General features: G+C 51.6%; 17 protein-coding genes. 5 read left to right on the top strand and 12 right to left on the bottom strand.

What is annotated here, in order from left to right:
- Window positions 1-29: 29 nt before the first annotated feature.
- From EJE49_RS01820 to EJE49_RS01780, 9 genes are all read right to left on the bottom strand, one after another.
- Complete coding sequence (locus EJE49_RS01820; RefSeq protein ID WP_223246694.1) at window positions 30-995, bottom strand: Coenzyme F420 hydrogenase/dehydrogenase, beta subunit C-terminal domain; 966 nt, start codon at window positions 993-995, stop codon at window positions 30-32.
- A 283-nt stretch (window positions 996-1,278) separates the two neighbouring features.
- Entirely contained in the window at window positions 1,279-2,544 is a 1,266-nt protein-coding gene (locus tag EJE49_RS01815; RefSeq protein ID WP_124948696.1) for an oligosaccharide flippase family protein, read from the bottom strand.
- A gap of 48 nt (window positions 2,545-2,592) precedes the next feature.
- Window positions 2,593-3,291 carry an exosortase-associated protein EpsI, B-type gene (gene epsI / locus EJE49_RS01810; protein ID WP_124948695.1) on the bottom strand — a complete coding sequence of 233 codons (699 nt, stop codon included), beginning with the start codon at window positions 3,289-3,291 and terminating at the stop codon, window positions 2,593-2,595.
- Window positions 3,288-4,175: an exosortase B gene (gene xrtB, locus EJE49_RS01805; RefSeq protein WP_124948694.1), complete on the bottom strand. Its 888-nt coding sequence runs from the start codon at window positions 4,173-4,175 to the stop codon at window positions 3,288-3,290. Before xrtB ends, epsI begins: the two co-directional genes overlap by 4 nt.
- A gap of 3 nt (window positions 4,176-4,178) precedes the next feature.
- Window positions 4,179-5,045 carry a polysaccharide biosynthesis tyrosine autokinase gene (locus EJE49_RS01800; RefSeq protein WP_124948693.1) on the bottom strand — a complete coding sequence of 289 codons (867 nt, stop codon included), beginning with the start codon at window positions 5,043-5,045 and terminating at the stop codon, window positions 4,179-4,181.
- Between the two features lie 16 nt (window positions 5,046-5,061).
- Window positions 5,062-6,456: a chain length determinant protein EpsF gene (epsF, locus tag EJE49_RS01795; protein ID WP_124948692.1), complete on the bottom strand. Its 1,395-nt coding sequence runs from the start codon at window positions 6,454-6,456 to the stop codon at window positions 5,062-5,064.
- A gap of 23 nt (window positions 6,457-6,479) precedes the next feature.
- The gene (epsE, locus tag EJE49_RS01790) at window positions 6,480-7,271 is read right to left on the bottom strand and encodes a polysaccharide export protein EpsE (protein WP_223246693.1); all 792 of its coding nucleotides are present in this window, start codon (window positions 7,269-7,271) and stop codon (window positions 6,480-6,482) included.
- 31 nt (window positions 7,272-7,302) lie between these two features.
- Window positions 7,303-8,460: an XrtB/PEP-CTERM-associated polysaccharide biosynthesis outer membrane protein EpsL gene (gene epsL, locus EJE49_RS01785; RefSeq protein WP_124948690.1), complete on the bottom strand. Its 1,158-nt coding sequence runs from the start codon at window positions 8,458-8,460 to the stop codon at window positions 7,303-7,305.
- On the bottom strand, window positions 8,460-9,887 hold the full coding sequence (locus EJE49_RS01780; RefSeq protein WP_124948689.1) for a mannose-1-phosphate guanylyltransferase/mannose-6-phosphate isomerase: 1,428 nt from the start codon (window positions 9,885-9,887) through the stop codon (window positions 8,460-8,462). The genes epsL and EJE49_RS01780 overlap by 1 nt, the downstream gene beginning before the upstream one ends.
- 352 nt (window positions 9,888-10,239) lie before the next feature.
- On the opposite strand from EJE49_RS01780, the gene EJE49_RS01775 reads away from it, so the two are divergent.
- From EJE49_RS01775 to EJE49_RS01755, 5 genes are all read left to right on the top strand, one after another.
- Window positions 10,240-11,631 carry an undecaprenyl-phosphate glucose phosphotransferase gene (locus EJE49_RS01775; RefSeq protein ID WP_124948688.1) on the top strand — a complete coding sequence of 464 codons (1,392 nt, stop codon included), beginning with the start codon at window positions 10,240-10,242 and terminating at the stop codon, window positions 11,629-11,631.
- Window positions 11,632-11,760: 129 nt separating this feature from the next.
- Complete coding sequence (locus tag EJE49_RS01770; RefSeq protein WP_124948687.1) at window positions 11,761-12,009, top strand: PEP-CTERM sorting domain-containing protein; 249 nt, start codon at window positions 11,761-11,763, stop codon at window positions 12,007-12,009.
- Between the two features lie 581 nt (window positions 12,010-12,590).
- Complete coding sequence (locus EJE49_RS01765) at window positions 12,591-12,854, top strand: PEP-CTERM sorting domain-containing protein (protein WP_124948686.1); 264 nt, start codon at window positions 12,591-12,593, stop codon at window positions 12,852-12,854.
- 420 nt (window positions 12,855-13,274) lie between these two features.
- Window positions 13,275-13,508, top strand: coding sequence for a PEP-CTERM sorting domain-containing protein (locus EJE49_RS01760; RefSeq protein WP_124948685.1), 234 nt, complete (start codon window positions 13,275-13,277; stop codon window positions 13,506-13,508).
- A gap of 217 nt (window positions 13,509-13,725) precedes the next feature.
- Window positions 13,726-13,989, top strand: a complete 264-nt coding sequence (locus tag EJE49_RS01755; RefSeq protein WP_124948684.1) for a PEP-CTERM sorting domain-containing protein — start codon at window positions 13,726-13,728, stop codon at window positions 13,987-13,989.
- 79 nt (window positions 13,990-14,068) lie between these two features.
- Here the strand turns inward: EJE49_RS01755 and EJE49_RS01750 are convergent, their stop codons facing one another.
- From EJE49_RS01750 to EJE49_RS01740, 3 genes are all read right to left on the bottom strand, one after another.
- A complete protein-coding gene (locus tag EJE49_RS01750; RefSeq protein WP_124948683.1) occupies window positions 14,069-14,812 on the bottom strand; it encodes a PP-loop family protein in 744 nt (247 codons plus the stop codon).
- Window positions 14,805-16,478 carry a lipid A export permease/ATP-binding protein MsbA gene (gene msbA / locus EJE49_RS01745; RefSeq protein WP_262981950.1) on the bottom strand — a complete coding sequence of 558 codons (1,674 nt, stop codon included), beginning with the start codon at window positions 16,476-16,478 and terminating at the stop codon, window positions 14,805-14,807. Before msbA ends, EJE49_RS01750 begins: the two co-directional genes overlap by 8 nt.
- 68 nt (window positions 16,479-16,546) lie before the next feature.
- The gene (locus EJE49_RS01740; protein WP_124948681.1) at window positions 16,547-17,938 is read right to left on the bottom strand and encodes a dihydrolipoyl dehydrogenase family protein; all 1,392 of its coding nucleotides are present in this window, start codon (window positions 17,936-17,938) and stop codon (window positions 16,547-16,549) included.
- Window positions 17,939-17,957 lie beyond the last annotated feature (19 nt).

Below are 17,957 nucleotides of genomic sequence, written 5' to 3'. Positions count from 1 at the left end.
ATTGTCATGTTTACTTCATATAGAGGGCATTACTCGCCATTTGCTCGACGGTAAGTACCCCATGCGTGCCTTAACCATATTATTGGATTTATCATTATCGAAGCACGAAACAATCCAAGTCGGCGATATATTGGCATGCGGCCGCGCGAAAAAAATGTTGCTATCGTTCTTCCGAGTGCAACTTTTTTTCGTAATACTTGATAAGGCTGCATTAGTGCTATTTCTTTGGTGAGTAAGTTGCTGACATCAATGGAGTTGTTTTCGATGGCTGTCTGGATTAATGCTTCACCACTCTGCGTTCGTGATAGCACAAGGCTGCGCCCATCATGTTCGGCGAAATCAGGATAACCGTCCTTGCCATACCATGCATCAGCACAGACGACATCAGCAAATTCCCCTGTTCCATCGGGGCAGATCTTGCAACGAAACTGTAGATGCTTACCCAGAATGGTTCCCCATGATGTGTTGTAATCCATCTCAAATGATTGACCGTCGGTTTGTACGGCACGTGTCATACCTGGCCAGCCATCACCACGATAGCGGAAGCTGGTTAATTTTGTACGATCCGCTCCGAGTTTCTCTAGCACTTCATATGTGCCGCGCATGCTTGGGATACCTGCACACATAAATGAGAGCATGTATGGCACTTGCGTTTTGATATCTTCATTGAATTCGGAATATCTGCGTAATGCGGCGATATCGCAGGGCTTGCCTACAAAGGCGAATTTTTGCCCGGTGGCGAGCAGGTCACGCAGGGTGCGCAGTGGCGCTGAGGGTGCGTAACGCGACCCGGCTGCGCGAATAACATCTTCTCGCGTGCGGCTGATTTGTAACTCATTTGCGAGCGGGTTTTGTTGGGTGGTGGCAATCTGGGCAACGAAATCGACTTTGCCCGATTCCAGTAGGTGCGTTAATAGCGCGGAGATAACGCCGCCGGATGAGCCTTGTTTTCTTATTTCAGGGTCAACGGCATGGCCGGTACGTACTTTAATCAATGGGCCCCATATCGGGTGATACCCCTTAATGCCTGCGCGGTGCTGTACTGTTACCCCCGGGCATACTTCGGCAATCTGGTGTTCAATGGCGGCAGTTAATGGCTGGATGGTGCGTGGCCGTAAGTAGCCGGATGCATTGAGCTCAACTTGAATATGCCCTTTTGGCGCAATTGACTCACATAGCCCGCAACCAGTGCATAGGCCATTTTTAGTTATGCTTTCAATCAATCCGTCAGTGGGTGTAGTTTGATTTTGGCTCATTTTATATGGGTGTTTGCATTAATTAACTAAAGTGCAAAAAAGGTAAAAAGGCGCCAGCACCAGCGATGGTGATAAGCGTATTGCTGCGCGTTGGTTGCACAAGGCTATACGATGCTGTGAAGTAAACAGCGGCCAGCAGCAGATTGCCAATGGTGAGCGATATGATCCAGCCTACATTGCCATACGCTGGGACGAGTGACCATGCCGTGAGCAGAATGACGATCCAGTGCATAAGATTGGCCTTGGCACGTAGCGTCTGCCGGCCGGCTGAGGTGAGCATGATGCCCCAGGCAGAGGCAAGAAAACGGACAAAAAATAACAACCCGAACCATGGTAACAAGTTAGCCAGAGCGATGAATTGTTTCCCAAACAGGATGTGTACTATTGGCTCGGAGGCAACAGCGAGCACCAGGCCAAATATCATGCCTGATGCAATGAATGCCGTTTGAAGCCGCTGACCTTCATATTGCAGCTTTGTCGGGTCATCAATAACAGCCGAGATACGGGGTATAAACACATTGCCTAATACGTTGGCAGCCTGGCTGCCACCAAGGACCAGTCGCATTCCAGCCTGATGCAAACCGACAGCAACTGGTCCCAGGAAATAATTCAGCACGACACTGTCAATTTGTCCGAACAGGCTTTGCAGGGCAAAATCTGTGGCGTACGACAGGGCTTTTTTTAATCGGAAAACTGCACGGGGAATAGCTGCTGGTTGTAAATTGGCAAAATATTGGGCTTGGCTGTACCAGGTCATGGCAAGTACGCATATACGTGAAATCAGGAAACTGATGGCGGCTATAAGTACGGTGGGGTGATACCAGATGGCCCCAGCCACTATCGCAAATTGTGCTGCTGAAGCGATGGTCGCTATGCGTGTTTCTACCGCATAGCGGTTGGTGGCGCGGTAACCTACATTGAGAAAGTCAGTAGTGGAGTCTGTCAGTATTGACAGCATGAGTATGAAGAATACCCAGCGATTTTCAGCATCAATGATAGGCATTGCACAAACAGCTACTATGACTAATGCAATAGATACAAGTATCTTGGCCGACAATACTTCACTCATTACCGTGTGCGCTGAATCAGGCTTCACTCCGATTTCGCGTAACAGGTAGGGTGTGAAACCGTAGTTGGCTACCAGACCCAGTAAAGTCGCAATTGACAGCCAGAACATAAATAAACCAAAAGATGCGGGGCCAAGCAATCGTGCGAGTATGGTGAATGTCAGCAGTCCAAAAACCAATCTGATAGCTGTGCTGGAACCCATGAAAAAAATATTCTTCATGGCAGCTTACAACGCAATCTACATACTTTATGAGTCGTATTCATAGCTTCAGTTGCGACCTGTCGTGTGTCCAATGAATCTGTCGCGCTCTTTTATATCGATGGCATCTACTAAAGCATTAACGAACTGATTCTGTAGGGTGAAGGCTTGCGTCGGATTGGTGTCGATTGATGAAACTCTGAATAACATGCCGTCAGGGACTTTACCTGTCAGGCCATATTTTAATTGTGCCAATTTCCATTGCAGGCTTTCCAGTGCAACCTGGTTACCAACAGTGATCCAGTAAGTGATTGGTTCGATTCTGGCGCCATGTCTGGCTACCAGGCGTTTTACCGGTATATCTTTTTGATCCTGTGTCAGATGTAATGAGCCGATGTTGGATTGCAGTATTTCAAATCCTTGCGAGGGATAACAGACCTCGGGTTTATGAACCTGCATGCTGTCACGCTGATCGCCACCATAGGCTAGTGCCAGCATGATTTGTTCGCCTTTGGCGTTTACGTAGGTACGCGATAGTGTCTGTTGATATATCTTGTCTAATGAGGCTTGCAATTCGGGGCTGACCGATATCACATCCAGCTCTTGCTGTTGATGCCACTCGCCAAACTGCTTGGGGATCATGGTGTTTAAATCAATCTTGGGTGCTGTGGCTGCGGTAAGCTTGGTGGGAGTTAACGCCATCGCCAGTCCGGCGGCGGCAATCATGGCCAGCCCGATTAATACGGATTTGATGCGGGTCATGTTCATGCTGTTTGCTTCCCCGGCTTGAATAGTTGCTCTAGTATCCAATCCCACACCATGAAGCTGAGCAGGGCGACGATGAACAAGACGATGCCGGCAAAGCCATGAATGAAGCCTTGGCCAGCTTCGTCACCCCAATAATAGGTCACCAGTGTGATGATAATGACGCGCACCACGTTAGCGGCAAAGGCGATGGGCAGTATGCTGGCAACGATCAGGCCGTTTCTGAACCAGTTGCGGTATTGCATTACGTACAAATATAAAAAACCTAGCGCACTCAGCGAAAACATGGAGTTGAGCCCTGAGCAGGCGTCTGCTACTAGTAGCTGGTAATAGCCGATGGACAGGATGACGCCGTTACGGGCAATGGGGTAGCCCATGTAATACAGCATGTTTTCAACCACGATGGATACGTATTGCTTTAATGGGCCAGTCAGGGCATCAATTACCGAGCCGGGCAACGGAATCATGAAAACCAGAAAGACGATGGGGAACCAGAAACTGCGCAGGCCGGATAAGCCCCGCATGATGAGCAGCATGCCGGCTAGTATCGGCATCAATGAGCCAACTTCGAATATAAAGATGCTTTGGGAGCGACCCACTGCGTAGAGCAATAATCCGGTTGCTAATATCAGGCTACCCGCAATCGGAGCGGTTGATTTGGCTGGCTGGCTGAATACGTCGCGCTTCTGCCAGAAATAATAGAGTGATACGACTAAAATTAACGGGCCGTGACCTTGTTCTTCTGTATCCCATAACGTGGTGGATAGCTCATAGAAAGTCGGCAATAACAATGCGGCCAACCCGATGACAATGGGTAACCAGACCAGCCAAACAGCAGATTTGTTCAGTGCGGGTGGTGTTTGCAGGTTGGCGGCGTCTAGGTTCATGGTTTATGCCTGATTGAGCACAGTGCCCAGCAGTTGTGCGCTGGTGCCATTCAGGGTGTCGCGGATTTGTTCCAGGTCGCGGTATTTGGTTTTGTCCTGCCGTGTTACCAGTATGCCGCCCTCGCTGATCATGGCGAGGCTTGCGCTTTCGGCATGTTCGTTAAACGAAGGCGTGTCGAACAGAATGATGTCGAAATGGTGGCCGAGGTCGCTGAGCAATTTGGATTTCATGCCGCGGGCGATGATCTCGGCGGGGTTAGGCGGGATGGCTCCGCTGGGAAGGACTGACAATGACGATAAAGCCTCCAGCTTGATGATGCTGGTCATATCGGCGCGTCCGGCCAGCATGCTGGCAAATCCGGCACGGTTATCCAGGTTGAATATCTGGTGTTGCCGTGGCGCGTGCAGGTTGGCATCTATCAATAATGTGCGCTGGCCAAGCTGGGCAAAGGCAACGGCCAGATTGGCGGCGGTGTAGCTGGTGCCTACGCCATTGCCGGCGCCGAGTATGGATAAGGATTTTTTGCCATTGCTGAACCAGCGTGACAGCAGCTGGTTGCGTAGCATGCGGATTTTTTCTGCGGGCTGGGTAAATGGCCGGTAGGCGCATACCAGCTCTGGGCTGAAACCGCCTTCACCTGGTGTTAAGTAGGTGTAGTCAAACTGGTCGGCCAGTACGCGGCTGATGTCGCCCTCTGTGACCAGACCGAGCTTGACTGCGGCTTCGCCGAATCTTAGTTCTTCAGTGTTTTGCAGGCTTAATATGCTCTGCACGTCGGAGACGCGGATTTTGCCGGCCTGTAGCAGCAGATTACCTATGGAGTCGTCTGCGGAGGTGCGCGGCTGGATATTGATGATAGGTGTGCTCATGATTAATTCTCCAGACCTAGTTCAGCATTGGTTTCGGACGATTGAGTAAACCCGATAGTCCTTTGGTTTTTATGGGCTTGCTGGCATTGAGTGTGACTAGTACGGGCAGGCCGAGGATGTCAGTCAGATCAGTTTCTGTGCGTATACGTCTATCCATGATTTCGGCAACCAGAGTAAACATCAAACCGAGGAATGTACCCATAAATAAGGCAAGTATGACGACTACGGCCATGCCTTTGCTGGATTGCTGGGTGGGCATCGTTGCCGGGTTGAGCAGGGTGATGTTGGTCTGATTGGTCTGGCTGGCCATGCGGGTTTCGGTTGAGCGCTGCAAGGCCATGTCGTAGGCTTTTTGCGCGCTTTCTACGTCTTGCACCAGCACGGCACCTGCGTCACGGTTTTGCTTGAGGGCCAGCAGTTTTTCTTTTTGTGCGGCTAATGAGTTACGCAGATCTGCTTCGCGTTGTTGCGCGACACGCATGGTGGTGTTGACGCTTTGCTGGGCGCTGCGGGTTTCCTGTGCGAGCTGGCTGCGCAGGGCGTCTACCTCGGCATGGGCGCGCAGGTAATCAGGGTGGTTTTTACCAACACTGCGGGAGAGTTGATCCAGCTTGGCTTCACCTTTCGCCAGCTCGGTTTTGAGTGACTGGATGACCGGGTTATTGATCACGTCGGACAGCTGATCACCGGACCGGCTGTTGCGCGATGTGCTGTCAAAGGTCTGGCCTTGCGCCAGGCTTAGCTGGCTTGCGGTATTGGCCAGGCGGGCGCTTTCCACATCGAGCTTTTCATCGACGACAACAATGCCTTTGCTTTGCTGGTAATCGGATAATTTTTTCTGTGCGGTAATCAGGTGGGTTCTGAGTTCATTTAACTGGGACTCATACCATTTGTTAGCCTGGGTGGCCGGGCCTGTTTGCAACTCGAGATTGGTCTGGATGTAGGCTTTGACAAAGGCATTGGCAATGATCATTGCGGATTCTGCATCGGTGGATTTGTACGATACATCGATCAGGTTGCTTTCCCGGGATGGGGTGATCGTCAGGTCTTTCAGCAGTAATTCGGCTAACCAGTCGCGTATGTTGCCCTGGCCCTTGGCTTCATCAGCAAACTGTTGGCGGAGTTGCTGGTCTTGTGTCAGTTTGAGGTCATCAACTACCTTGAGTGCCACATTATGGCTGGCGAGCACATCGACCTGGGTGGCTACATAGCCCGGCATCAACTGGGGTGAGAGCATGACGCCAGTAACATTATCCGGCTGCTTGAAGTCAACAATGACGCTGGCGGTTGCCTGATACTGTGGCGGTAATATCATTTTGACGGCAATGGCTGCCAGCACGGTGAGTGCAATCGTGATTAGCAGTACGGTTTTACGTGCCCAGATTACTCTGAGAAAACTGATCATGTTCATGGCTGGCCTCTGTCTCTGTCGGGTTAGAACAGGCTTTCTTTAATGTAAATGACGTCGTCCGGGAGTATCTGCTCACCAGGGGCGGCTGAGATAGTGATGGTCTTGCCGTCTTTATCCAGGCGGCGGATTTGTGCGCCGCGCTCTGTGCCGCGCAGGGTGATGCCGCCACCTAATGAGATTGCCTGCATGACGTTCATGTTTTTCTCCAGGCGGAATGCGCCGGGATGCTGAACTTCACCGTAGATATAGAACACTTCTGCGCGCGGTACAAAAATAATGTCGCCTTCACCTATGGTGTAATCCAGATCAAGTTGACCACCCTTGAATAATGCCAGGGTGTCTATTTTGGTTTGCTTGAGCTGGTTGTCCTGTTTTTTATGGATAAGCACGATGGTGTCGGAACCCAGTGCGCCTATGCCACCGGCCATGGCGAGCAGGTCGGTGAGGGTGCTGGTGGATTCCAGAGCGTATTTGCCCGGCTTATTGACTTGTCCCAGTACCGAGATCTGCTTGCTGCGGTATTGCTGCACAATCAGGTTGACGTTGGGCTTGATGATGAATCCGCCGGACTCTAACCCTTGTGCAATGCGCTTCTGCGCTGCGCTGGCGGTGATGCCTGCGACGGGCACTGCGCCGATGAGCGGTACGGCGATTTTGCCGTCTTCATCTACCTGCACGGCATCCACTAGCAGATCGGGGTGGTCGTATACGGTGATGTGCACTACGTCACCTGTGCCCAGCAGATATTCGCGGGCATGGGCGGGGAGGGTGAATACGCTAAGCATGACCAGCAGGAGATATAGCATTTTGCGCATGATGTTATCCGTCCTTAAAAAATTTATCGTTTTAGAATGCATGATTGAGTCCTATCGTCAGGCTGTTGTAGCGATAACTGTTGCCGTCAATGTTGGAACTGCGTACGCCCCGCTCTGCCACGACATCCAGCTTGGTGTTGCGTAACAGGGTGTAAGCCACATCCAGATTTAACGTGGATAGTTCGTCCTTGCGGTGTGGTGTGTTCAGGTAATCAATGCTGTCATGCTTGGCATTCAGATTGACAGCGACGTTAGCAGTGGCTAACCAGGTTGCCTTGGCCGATATGCCTTGAGTCACATCGTAGCTGGATGTGTCGGTGATAAAACTGTTGATGTCACGGTACAGTGCAAGGTTGAGTGTGGTTTTGCCGGTGATGAACCAGTCAGCGCTAATCCGGCCTGTAATCCCCGAGTAATTAAGTTGCTGCGAGTCAGGGTAGTTACGTCGGGTGTAATTGACTTTGCCTTGCACTCTGGTTTTGCCTGTGGCGATCCAGTCGAAACCAATGCCGTTATCGTATTGGTTGTAGGCGTTGAGTGGCCGATTAGGGTAAGTACCAGTACTTACCGAGCTATTGAAGTCGATTTTGCTGCCTTTGGGGGTCAGGTAACGGAAACCAGTCTTGTAGGTGTCGATGTTAATATCATTATATTGCTGGGTGGCATCGCTATTGGTCTTCTGGGTTTTTTCCGCACCCAGCTTGAGCTGCCAGCGGTTGTTGAGCTTGATGTTGCCGTTGAAAAATGCCTTGCGTGTGTTGAGCAGGTTGGCCAGCGGTTTTTTGGTGTAGAGAAATGGGGCGAGGGTGAGGGTTTCAGATGCACCGACATCGCCGAGCAGGGTGTCGCCTATCAGCCAGTCCCATTTCAATGCCAAGTCATGGCCGGTGTAGTCCATGGTTTTGTATGTGTCGAAATTAATCTGGCTGGCCTCGGCATGACCGCTGATGACTTGGCGGCCGGTTTTCCAGTTCATACCGACACCAGCGGCGTACGCCTTGTAGGATTCGGACATGGTGGTGGTGCCTAATGTAGCCAGCGCGGCTTGCTCGTTCTGCAACAGAAACAGGTTGCTGTTGTAGTTGTAGGCTGCAGACACATAAGGGCTGAATGTGTCGCTTATATTGGCGTGTGCCAGTGAGCTGAAGCTGCTGACGCACAAGGCGAATAGTGGGGCTTTTTTCATCATCAGGCATTCCGCCGGTAGATGTCTTCATAGCGCACAATGTCGTCTTCGCCGAGATAGGTGCCGGATTGCACTTCGATCAGGTGCAGGGGCACTTTGCCCGGATTCTCCAGGCGATGTTTGCTGCCGAGCGGTATGTAGGTCGACTGGTTTTCGCACAGCATGATTTCTTCTTCACCGCGCACCACCATGGCCGTTCCTGAGACGACTACCCAGTGCTCTGCACGATGATGGTGCATCTGTAGCGACAGTTTAGCGCCGGGGTTGACCATGATGCGCTTGACCTGGAAGCGGTCGCCGCTATCAATGCCTTCATACCAGCCCCATGGGCGGTAGACGCGGTCGTGATACAAATGCTCGCTGCGTGATTGCGCTTTGAGTTTGTCGACGATGAGTTTGACGTCTTGCGCGCGGTCTTTAGGTGCGACCAGGATTGCATCGGCGGTTTCGATGATCATCAGGTTTTCTACCCCTAATGCCACTACCAGCCGGGATTCGGCGCGAATCAGGTTGTGGCTGGCATCTTCAATCATGACGTCGCCGCGGGTTACGTTGTGATGGGCATCCTTGGTGCTGACTTCCCAGATCGAATTCCATGCGCCGATATCGCTCCAGTTGATGTCTGCGGGCACGACGGCGGATTTTTGCGTGTGTTCCATGACCGCATAGTCTATGGATTCGGACGGGCAGGCGGCAAAGGCGGTGGGGTCGAGGCGGACGAAATCGAGGTCGTTTTTGGCTTGATCCAGTGCGGCTTCGCATGCGCTGAGTATGTCCGGGCGCAGGCGGCGCAGTTCATCAATGAGGTCCTGGGCCTGGAACAGGAACATGCCGCTATTCCAGTAGTATTCGCCACTGGCAACGTACTGTTCGGCGGTGGCGAGGTCCGGTTTCTCGACAAATTCACGCACCTGGAATGTATGCGGGTGGCCAGCTATGGCCGCGCCCTGGCGGATGTAGCCGAATCCGGTTTCCGGTGAGGATGCCACAATGCCGAAGGTGGCCAGATAGCCTTGCGCTGCAATCTGTGCGGCATGGGCTACGGCGATATGGAATGCCGGTTCGTCGCGTATCAGGTGATCGGCGGGCAGTACCAGCATTAAGCCATTTGGGTCCTGGCGCTGTATCGTTAAGGCGGCAATCGCGATAGCGGGTGCGGTATTGCGGCCTACCGGTTCGAGCAGGATGGCATTGGGTGTGATGTTTATCGAGCGCAATTGCTCGGCGATCATGAAGCGGTGTTCCTGATTGCACACGATCAAAGGTGCGGCGGTATTCGGTAGGTCAGCGATGCGTTTTACGGTTTCCTGAAATAGCGTCTGCTCGGATAGTAGCGGTAACAGTTGCTTGGGCAAGGCTGCGCGCGACAACGGCCACAACCGTGTGCCGGATCCGCCTGACAATATTACCGGGTAGAGCGTTTGATGCATGCTGTGCTTTCCTTCGTGCGTTTTGATTGTTATTAAGCTAATACCGTGCCAGTAACACCTGCTTGGTCATGTTTTATATGATAAGGTATGTAATAGGTATTCCGTAGTTATAATACATGTTTTATCTTACAAATTTATGGCGGGTGTTGTATATTCCGATTTTATCGGGTTATAGCCACTTTGAAAGTTCGTTTTCGGATTGAAATGTTTCGTAATATTAATATGAAGCGGTGGTTTTTTTTCTGTTTTAGTCAGATTGTCATGATTTTTGCTTAAGCTACGATTACTAGCTCATTCTAAATCAGCCAGTATTTGGTTGTCAGAACTATAACAATATTTAAGAGGATTCATTATGTTTGGTGGTTATGAGCATCCAGTCCTGAGTGTGGCAAAGCGGCTGGTTAACCCTCTGGTGATTTTTTTATCATTGATAATTTCGGTTGAATTAGCATCCCCACCCTTTAATGGGCTGTATCTGCTACTGGGTGTGCTCGCATTTTTGATCGGTTCTCAGGTATTTGATGGATTCGATTTTTTTGAAATCCGTAATCCGCAGTTGACCGGGATTAGTCGCCATGGCATTAATTTGCTGATTGCCTGGTCTATCGTGGTTGTGGTGTTGGCGTTGCTGGCGAGAGCTACGGGTTTGTATGGCGAGTTTAACCAGCAGGTGTTGGCGATCTGGGTATTGATGACGCCGGTTTTGCTGTTTATTAGTCAATCCGCCGTGCGCGCTTATCTGGAATCTTTGCGCAAAGGTGGCCAAATTCGGCGTGCCGTTATTGTCGGCGCGAATGAGCTCGGGCATAAACTGGCTGATCGTATTCATCAGCAGCGTAGTCTGATGGTGCGGGTAGATGCGTTTTTCGATGACAGGCTGGATGATCGTTGTGACGCCAAGCTGCTGTCTATCGTGGCGGGTGGGTTGGAGGATGTGGCGGATTATGTGACCAAGTTCGATATTGATCTGGTCTACATTACCCTGCCTATTCTGAATCAGCCGCGGGTGATTGATCTGGTGAATTCGTTGCGCGATACGACAGCTTCGATTTATTTTGTGCCGGATGTGTTCATCTTTGATCTGGTTCAGGCGCGGCTGGACAGTGTGAATGGCGTGCCGGTTATTTCGGTGTTCGAATCGCCACTGGTGGGTATTAATGCGGTACATAAACGTGTTTTTGATCTAGTGGTGTCCGGCCTGATTTTGTTGCTGATTGCACCTATATTGGTTGTTATTGCCGGGTTGGTGAAGTTGAGTTCAAAAGGCCCGGTTTTCTTCAAGCAACGTCGTTATGGCATGGATGGCGATGAGATCTGGGTGTATAAATTCCGTTCGATGTCGGTGTGTGAAGATGGTGACAAAGTAACCCAGGCGACCAAAAATGATGCACGCGTGACTCGACTTGGTGCAATTTTACGCAAAACATCCCTGGATGAACTGCCTCAGTTGATCAATGTGTTGCAGGGTTCGATGAGTATTGTCGGGCCACGTCCGCATGCTGTTGCGCACAATGAACATTACCGCAAATTGATACGTGGCTACATGTGGCGGCATAAGGTCAAGCCGGGTATCACCGGTTGGGCGCAAGTCAATGGCTATCGGGGGGAGACGGACACGATCGATAAAATGGAAGGCCGTGTTTTGCATGATATTACCTATCTGAAACACTGGTCAATCTGGCTGGATATCGTCATTATGCTGAAGACTATCAAGCTGGTTTTTAAGGACAGTCAGGCTTATTAATTCAGAAAAATAGCTGTTTATTGGTTCTTGGCACGCTACATGCATGGGTTTTAACAGGGGCTAATTAGTGTTTTTGTCCTGCACATTTGTGGTTCATTTTTTCCTGTGATTTTTTCAAGGAGTTACGAAATGAAAGTTATTAAATCTGTGAAGTTGCTAAGTGTGGGTGCTGTTATGGCATTCAGTATTATCGGCAATGCAAATGCAACGGAAGTTCATGGCTTACATAAGATCGAGGTGGGAGAGTCGGAATCGTGCCCTCCGGTACCAGAAGCGGATACCTGGGCAATGATGGCTGTGGGCTTGGGCCTGGTTGGGATGCGTCTGCGTCGCAAGAGCGGAAAGTCTGCAAATAAGTTAAGCGTTGATGGGTTGTGATGAGGTGTGTTCAATATATAGGGTGGTCACTTAGCGTGCCATCCTATTTTTTGTCGCGAGCAATGTGGCGGCTAACGTATTAAGCCAAAATGATGCATGCGTGGTTCATGTTGGTGCGGTTTACGCAATATATCGCTGAATGAAATGCTTTGCTGGTCAACCCATTGCGTCGCCGGGTGGGTTTTGTTGATGAGCGTATGCATGCAGTTGCGTGTAGCGGCAATTGTTCGGAATTGATGTAGGAGTGGGATGTGGCTGAGCAAGGTGAGACAGCGCACTGCCAATCGAACGCAAGCCAATGGCTATCGAGATGCGGCGGGTACTGTCGATAAGGCTGATGGCTGCGTTTCGCACGCTGTTTGCAAGTTGATGCCCTGGTTGTGTAGGTGAAAGCTAGCCATCTTAAGTGGGGTTTCAAACTGGGATTGGGAGGTGCTTGGACGCCTTGTTTTAAAATTTCATCAAACTGTTATCTGTTTGGCATATTAACTGCTTACTATTTGTCTGGGGCGGTAATGGTTTATGTCTTACGTTGCCCTGGGTTAAGTTGATTTTATGTTTAAATTTTTTAGGAGTGAAAAATGAAAGTTAGCAAATCAATCAAGTTGTTGGGTGTGGCTGCTGTTGCCGCGTTAAGTTTTGCTGGTAACGCGAGCGCGGTTACCGTAACCGGTACCGGCCCTAATGGGACAACCGTTGTCGTTACTGGTGTAGGTGACGGTTTTGGTACTTGGTCTGTGACTCCGGCTGTCCCTGAGGCTGATACCTGGGCGATGATGGCGTTGGGCCTTGGTCTGGTGGGTTTGCGTCTGCGTCGTAAAGGCGGCAAAACTTCAGTCAAATAAGTTGTAACTAAATAATTAGGTGGTTTAGTGTTTATTGAGCGGTCTAAGGATGGCGCATTTAATGCGCCATCCTTTCTTTTTGGCGGGTGCTAACTGACTGGTCATTATAGTAAAAGCATTTGTATTGTGGTGGTGTAAGAATGAATCTGTAGTTTTTGTATGATATAATATGGAACTTAGTTTGTAAGAATAAATCTATTGTAGTGTCGGTGATGAAATTGCTGGCTTCAGTTTGTTCTGCAGAAAACATTGTCATGTTGTAGTTAATACATTAATCGTTGGTTATCAGGCAAGCGGTTAATGTTGTATCGGTTTGGATTCTGTGATTTTAGAATGACAAGCGCCGCTTGTTCCGGAATTTTGATCACTTGGTTAAGTTGATGAAATTATTGTCTCGTTGTTATTCGAAAGGTTATCGATATGAATATGATTAAATCGTTGGTTGTAGCTGCTTTGGTGGTTTTTGCTGGTAATGCGGCGGCTGCCGTAACTGTGCATGGTCCGCGTGGCACTACCGTATTTTCTTCGCAGTTCCCACATGTTACTCACGTCGCTGCAGTGCCAGAAGCAGATACCTGGGCAATGATGGCAGTTGGCTTGGGTCTGGTTGGTCTGCGTTTGCGTCGTAAGAGTGGTAAAGCTTCAGTTGCTTAATGCGGTGTATAGTTTCAGGGTTTGATTGACCCAGGGGTGGCGTGAAATTTTCGCCACCTTTTTTTATTTAGCGTTTGTGTGCCCGATTGGTTGATTGAATTTCACTTGTGGCATATTTAGTGCTTTGATAAGTTCAGTAGTCGGCTTGTGAATTACTGGTTTGTGTTTTACCGATGGTTATTTAAGATTTTTGTATTATAAAATAGGAGTGTTCATAATGAATGCACGTAAAGTATTAAATGTATTGGCCCTGGCAGCTGTTGTGTCATTGGGTTTTGCTGCAGATGCAAATGCAGTATCGGTAAATGGCAATAACGGTCACCACGCAGGTGGTGGTAATAGCGGTAACGGCGGCGGCAATGGCGGTGGCGTTCCTGCTGTGCCAGAAGCTGAAACCTGGGCAATGATGGCAGTTGGTCTGGGTCTGGTTGGTCTGCGTTTACGTCGTAAGAGCAAGCAGTCACAAGATGCTATCAAGTAATTGATTGCGTAGTTTATAAAAAATGGCAGGATTTTATCCTGCCATTTTTTTGTCTTGTTTTCGTCAAAGCTGTTGATAATTAGACATTTTTCATGAGTGGGCGCATCGCTGTCAGCAGGCTGGCAAAGAGTTTCGGGTGTGATTTTTCCTGTTCGGCGAGCATCACTTTCATGCTCTGGCGTTGCATGGGCATGCTGAAACAGGCCGGGCAGTTTTCCTGCACGACGGGCAGGTTGGCGCTCTTGGCAAAGTCGCTGGTCTGGCGTTCGCGTGCATATACCAGCGGGCGGATCACCCGTACATCGCCGGCATCGTTGGTGTAATGCGCCTGCATGGTGCGTAGTTTGCCGCCGAAAAATGCAGACATCATGAATGTTTCAGCCAGGTCGTCCAGATGCTGGGCCAGCGCAAGCACGTTGTAATGGTGCTCACGGGCAATGCGGTAGAGGATGCCACGGCGCATTCTGGAACAATAAGCGCAAAATGAATCACCAGTCATGTTCTGTTTGGCCGATTCCAGCACCGGCTGGCTTTCGTAAAAATACGGCACACCTAACGCTGCCAGATAAGGCTTCAATACGCTGGGATCATAATCCGGTGATTGCGGATCGACGGTGCAGGCAGCCAGTTCAAACTTGACCGGGGCACGCTTCTGCAAGTCGAGCAGGATGTGCAATAGCGACAGGGAATCCTTACCACCGGAGATACCCAGCAGGATGCGGTCGCCGTTGCGGATCATGTCAAAATCGCCGATGGCGCGGCCGGCAGCAGACAGCAAGGAGCGCGGTGGTTTGACGGCGGCGTATTCAGTCTCGTTATTCATGGAATTGCAAACGGTGAAGGTGGGCGTAAATGCCCTTGCGCGTGATGAGCTCGGCGTGCTTGCCAATCTCGACGATGCGACCCTGCTGCATCACGGCAATGCGGTCGGCATTTTCGATGGTGGACAGGCGATGGGCGATGACCAGCGTGGTGCGGCCTTGCATCAGGGTTTCCAGTGCGGCCTGGACGTGGCGTTCGGATTCGGTATCCAGTGCCGAGGTAGCCTCGTCCAAAATCAGTACGGGCGCATTTTTCAGTAGTGCGCGGGCGATGGCAATACGCTGGCGTTGCCCGCCGGAAAGTTTGACGCCGTTCTCGCCCACCATGGTTTTCAGGCCCTGTGGTTGTTCGCGGATAAACTCCATGGCATGTGCGGCTTCGGCTGCCCGAATGATGTCGGCTTCGCTGGCATTGGCTTGTGCGCCGTAGGCAATGTTGGCGGCGATGGTGTCGTTAAACAGCACTACGTCCTGTGATACCAGTGCGATATTGGCGCGCAGCGAGTCCAGTGTGATGGCAGTAATGTCATGGCCATCGAGCAGGATCTGCCCGGAGGTCGGTGTATAGAAACGCGGGATCAGATTGACCAGGCTGGTTTTGCCGCTGCCGGATGCGCCTACCAGCGCGACTGTTTCACCGGGCTGTATGCTCAGGTTGATATCATCCAGCGCCGGGATGGATTTGTCCGGGTAATGCAGGGTGAGCTTGCTGAACTCCAAAGCACCTTTTGCGCGCGGCAGGGTCAGGGTGCCATGGTCGATTTCAGTCTCGCTATCAATCAGGTCGAACACGACTTCGGCTGCGGCCAGACCGCGTTGCAGTTGCTCGTTGACGCCGGTCAGGCGTTTCACCGGGCCGAAGATCATCAGCATGGCGATCATGTAGGAGACAAACCCGCCGACTGAGAGCTCGCCGCGCAGTGCTTCCTGTGTGGCGATATACACGATCAGTGCGACGCCAAATGCGGCGACCAGTTGCACCACCGGACCATTGGCGGCAGCAGCGGTCACGCCTTTCATGTAAAACCGGCGTGCATCGTTGACGGCTTTGCCGAAGCGGCGTAATTCATATTCTTGGCCGCCGAATATCTTCACCACCTTGTGTGCGCCGACCGACTCCTCTACCACATGGGTGATCTCGCCCAGATTCTGTTGCGCCTGGCGATTGATGTTGCGTAAGCGTTTGCTGACACCGCGGATAATGAATACCGCGACTGGTGCGATAGCCACGATGATCAGCGTCAGCTTCCAGTTCAGCCATAGCAGCCAGCCCAGCAAGCCGGCGATGGTCAGCGTGTCACGTACCAGCAGCGTGACCGCACTGGTGGCGGACTGGGTAACCTGAGTGACGTTGAACACAACGTGGGCGATCAGCGTGCCGGTGGAACTGTTGTCGTAAAAGCGGGTAGGCATGGCTATCAGCTTGTTGAACATCGCCGCGCGCAAATCCATCACCAGCCGACTGCCGACCCAGTTCATACCATAGGTGCTGGCAAAGTCAGCCAGGCCGCGAATGAAAAACAGCGCAATCATCAGTAACGGGATAATGCGGATGAAATCCGGGTCTTTCTGCACGAAGCTGCCATCCAGCAAAGGTTTGAACAGCGCAGGCACGGCAGGCTCTGCCGCCGCCATTACCGCCATTGCCAGCAGTGCGCCGGCAAACATGCGCCAGTACGGGCGTACATGGCGCAGCAGGCGGAAATACAGTGCCAGACCTTCGTGCTTCGGATTGCTCACGCGCCGAATACCTGTTCCGACAGGCCCCATTTATTGGCCAGCGTTTCGGTGGCGTTCTGGATTTCCTCAGTACGGGCAGGGTGGTTGTAGAACATGCCGGCAAAGCGCGCCAGTGCATCTTCGTGGCCGAACTGCTGGGCGATGCTGTGAATGATTTCACCGGCTTCGCTGCCGACGACTTCAGCACCCAGCAGGGCACCGCTGTCCATGTCGGCAATCAGGCGCACAAAGCCGTTAATGTCGTCCTGACCCAGTGCGCGCGGATTGCTTTCGAATGCAGCAAAACCGACGGCTGGTTCGAGTTCGGCATCTTCGGCTTCATCTTCGTTCATGCCGATGCGGCCTAATTCCACTGCCGAGTAGACCAGCTCCGGTACGGCGGCGACATTCTGTTTGCGCGACTTCGGCGCGAGGATGTTGGCGATGGCGACGGAGGCATCTGCCAGCGCCTGGTTGGCTGTCATGCGGGTGTTGGCGACGTCACCGATGGCATAAATGTGCGGGATATTGGTTTGCAGGTAAGCGTTCACTTTGACGAAACCCTTGCTGTCCATCGCTACACCGGCAGCTTCGATATTGAGCGCATCAGTGTGCGGACGGCGACCGGAACCCAGCAAGACCCAGTCTACGGTTTCGCTTTGACCATCGGCAAAGGTCAGCTTGACGCCGTCGGCCAGCACTTCGACTTGTTGCGCGCGGCTGCGGGTGCGTGCCTGGATATCGAGCTGCTTGAGGGTGTCATGCAGGATCTTCAGTGCCGGCTGGGAGAACTGGCTGTTGGCCAATGGCTTGCTGTTGGCGATCCACACCACTTCGCAACCAAGTTGGCTGAGGATGTAGGCGAATTCGGTACCGATCACACCACTGCCCACCACGGCCACGCGCTTGCCAGCAGGTGGCGGGTTGTCGAACAGATCGTCGGTAGTGAGTACGCGCCCGGCGGTGAGCGGGTAATTTTCCGGGACAAACGGGCTGGAGCCGGTGGCGATGATGATGTGCTTGCCGCTGATCTGCGCGTCAGCAATGGCAACGGTATGTGCATCGACAAATTGGCCTGCGCCGGTGAATGCGGCAATGCCCAGGCGTTTCATGTAGTCGGTGTAGCTGTCGCGTACGTTTTCCACGACTTTGTGCTGGTGATCCCATGCACCCTGAATATCGGCAGTCAATGAGCCGGTGATGCCGCGTTTGGCAAATTCCTTGCTGCTGGCAACCAGGTGGGCAGTGTGATGCCAGTCTTTTTTGGGTACGCAACCGCGGTTCAGGCAGCAGCCGCCCCAGGTGGCTTTTTCGATAATGGCCACGGTCAGGCCGCGCAGTGTCGCTAATACGGCGGCGCGATAGCCGCCAGGTCCTGAACCGATAACGATTAAATCAAATTCTTGCATTTCGTTTCCCTGTTACTAG

Source organism: Sulfuriferula thiophila (assembly GCF_003864975.1).
Lineage (GTDB): Bacteria > Pseudomonadota > Gammaproteobacteria > Burkholderiales > Sulfuriferulaceae > Sulfuriferula > Sulfuriferula thiophila.
This window is presented reverse-complemented; position numbering and strand designations above follow the sequence as displayed.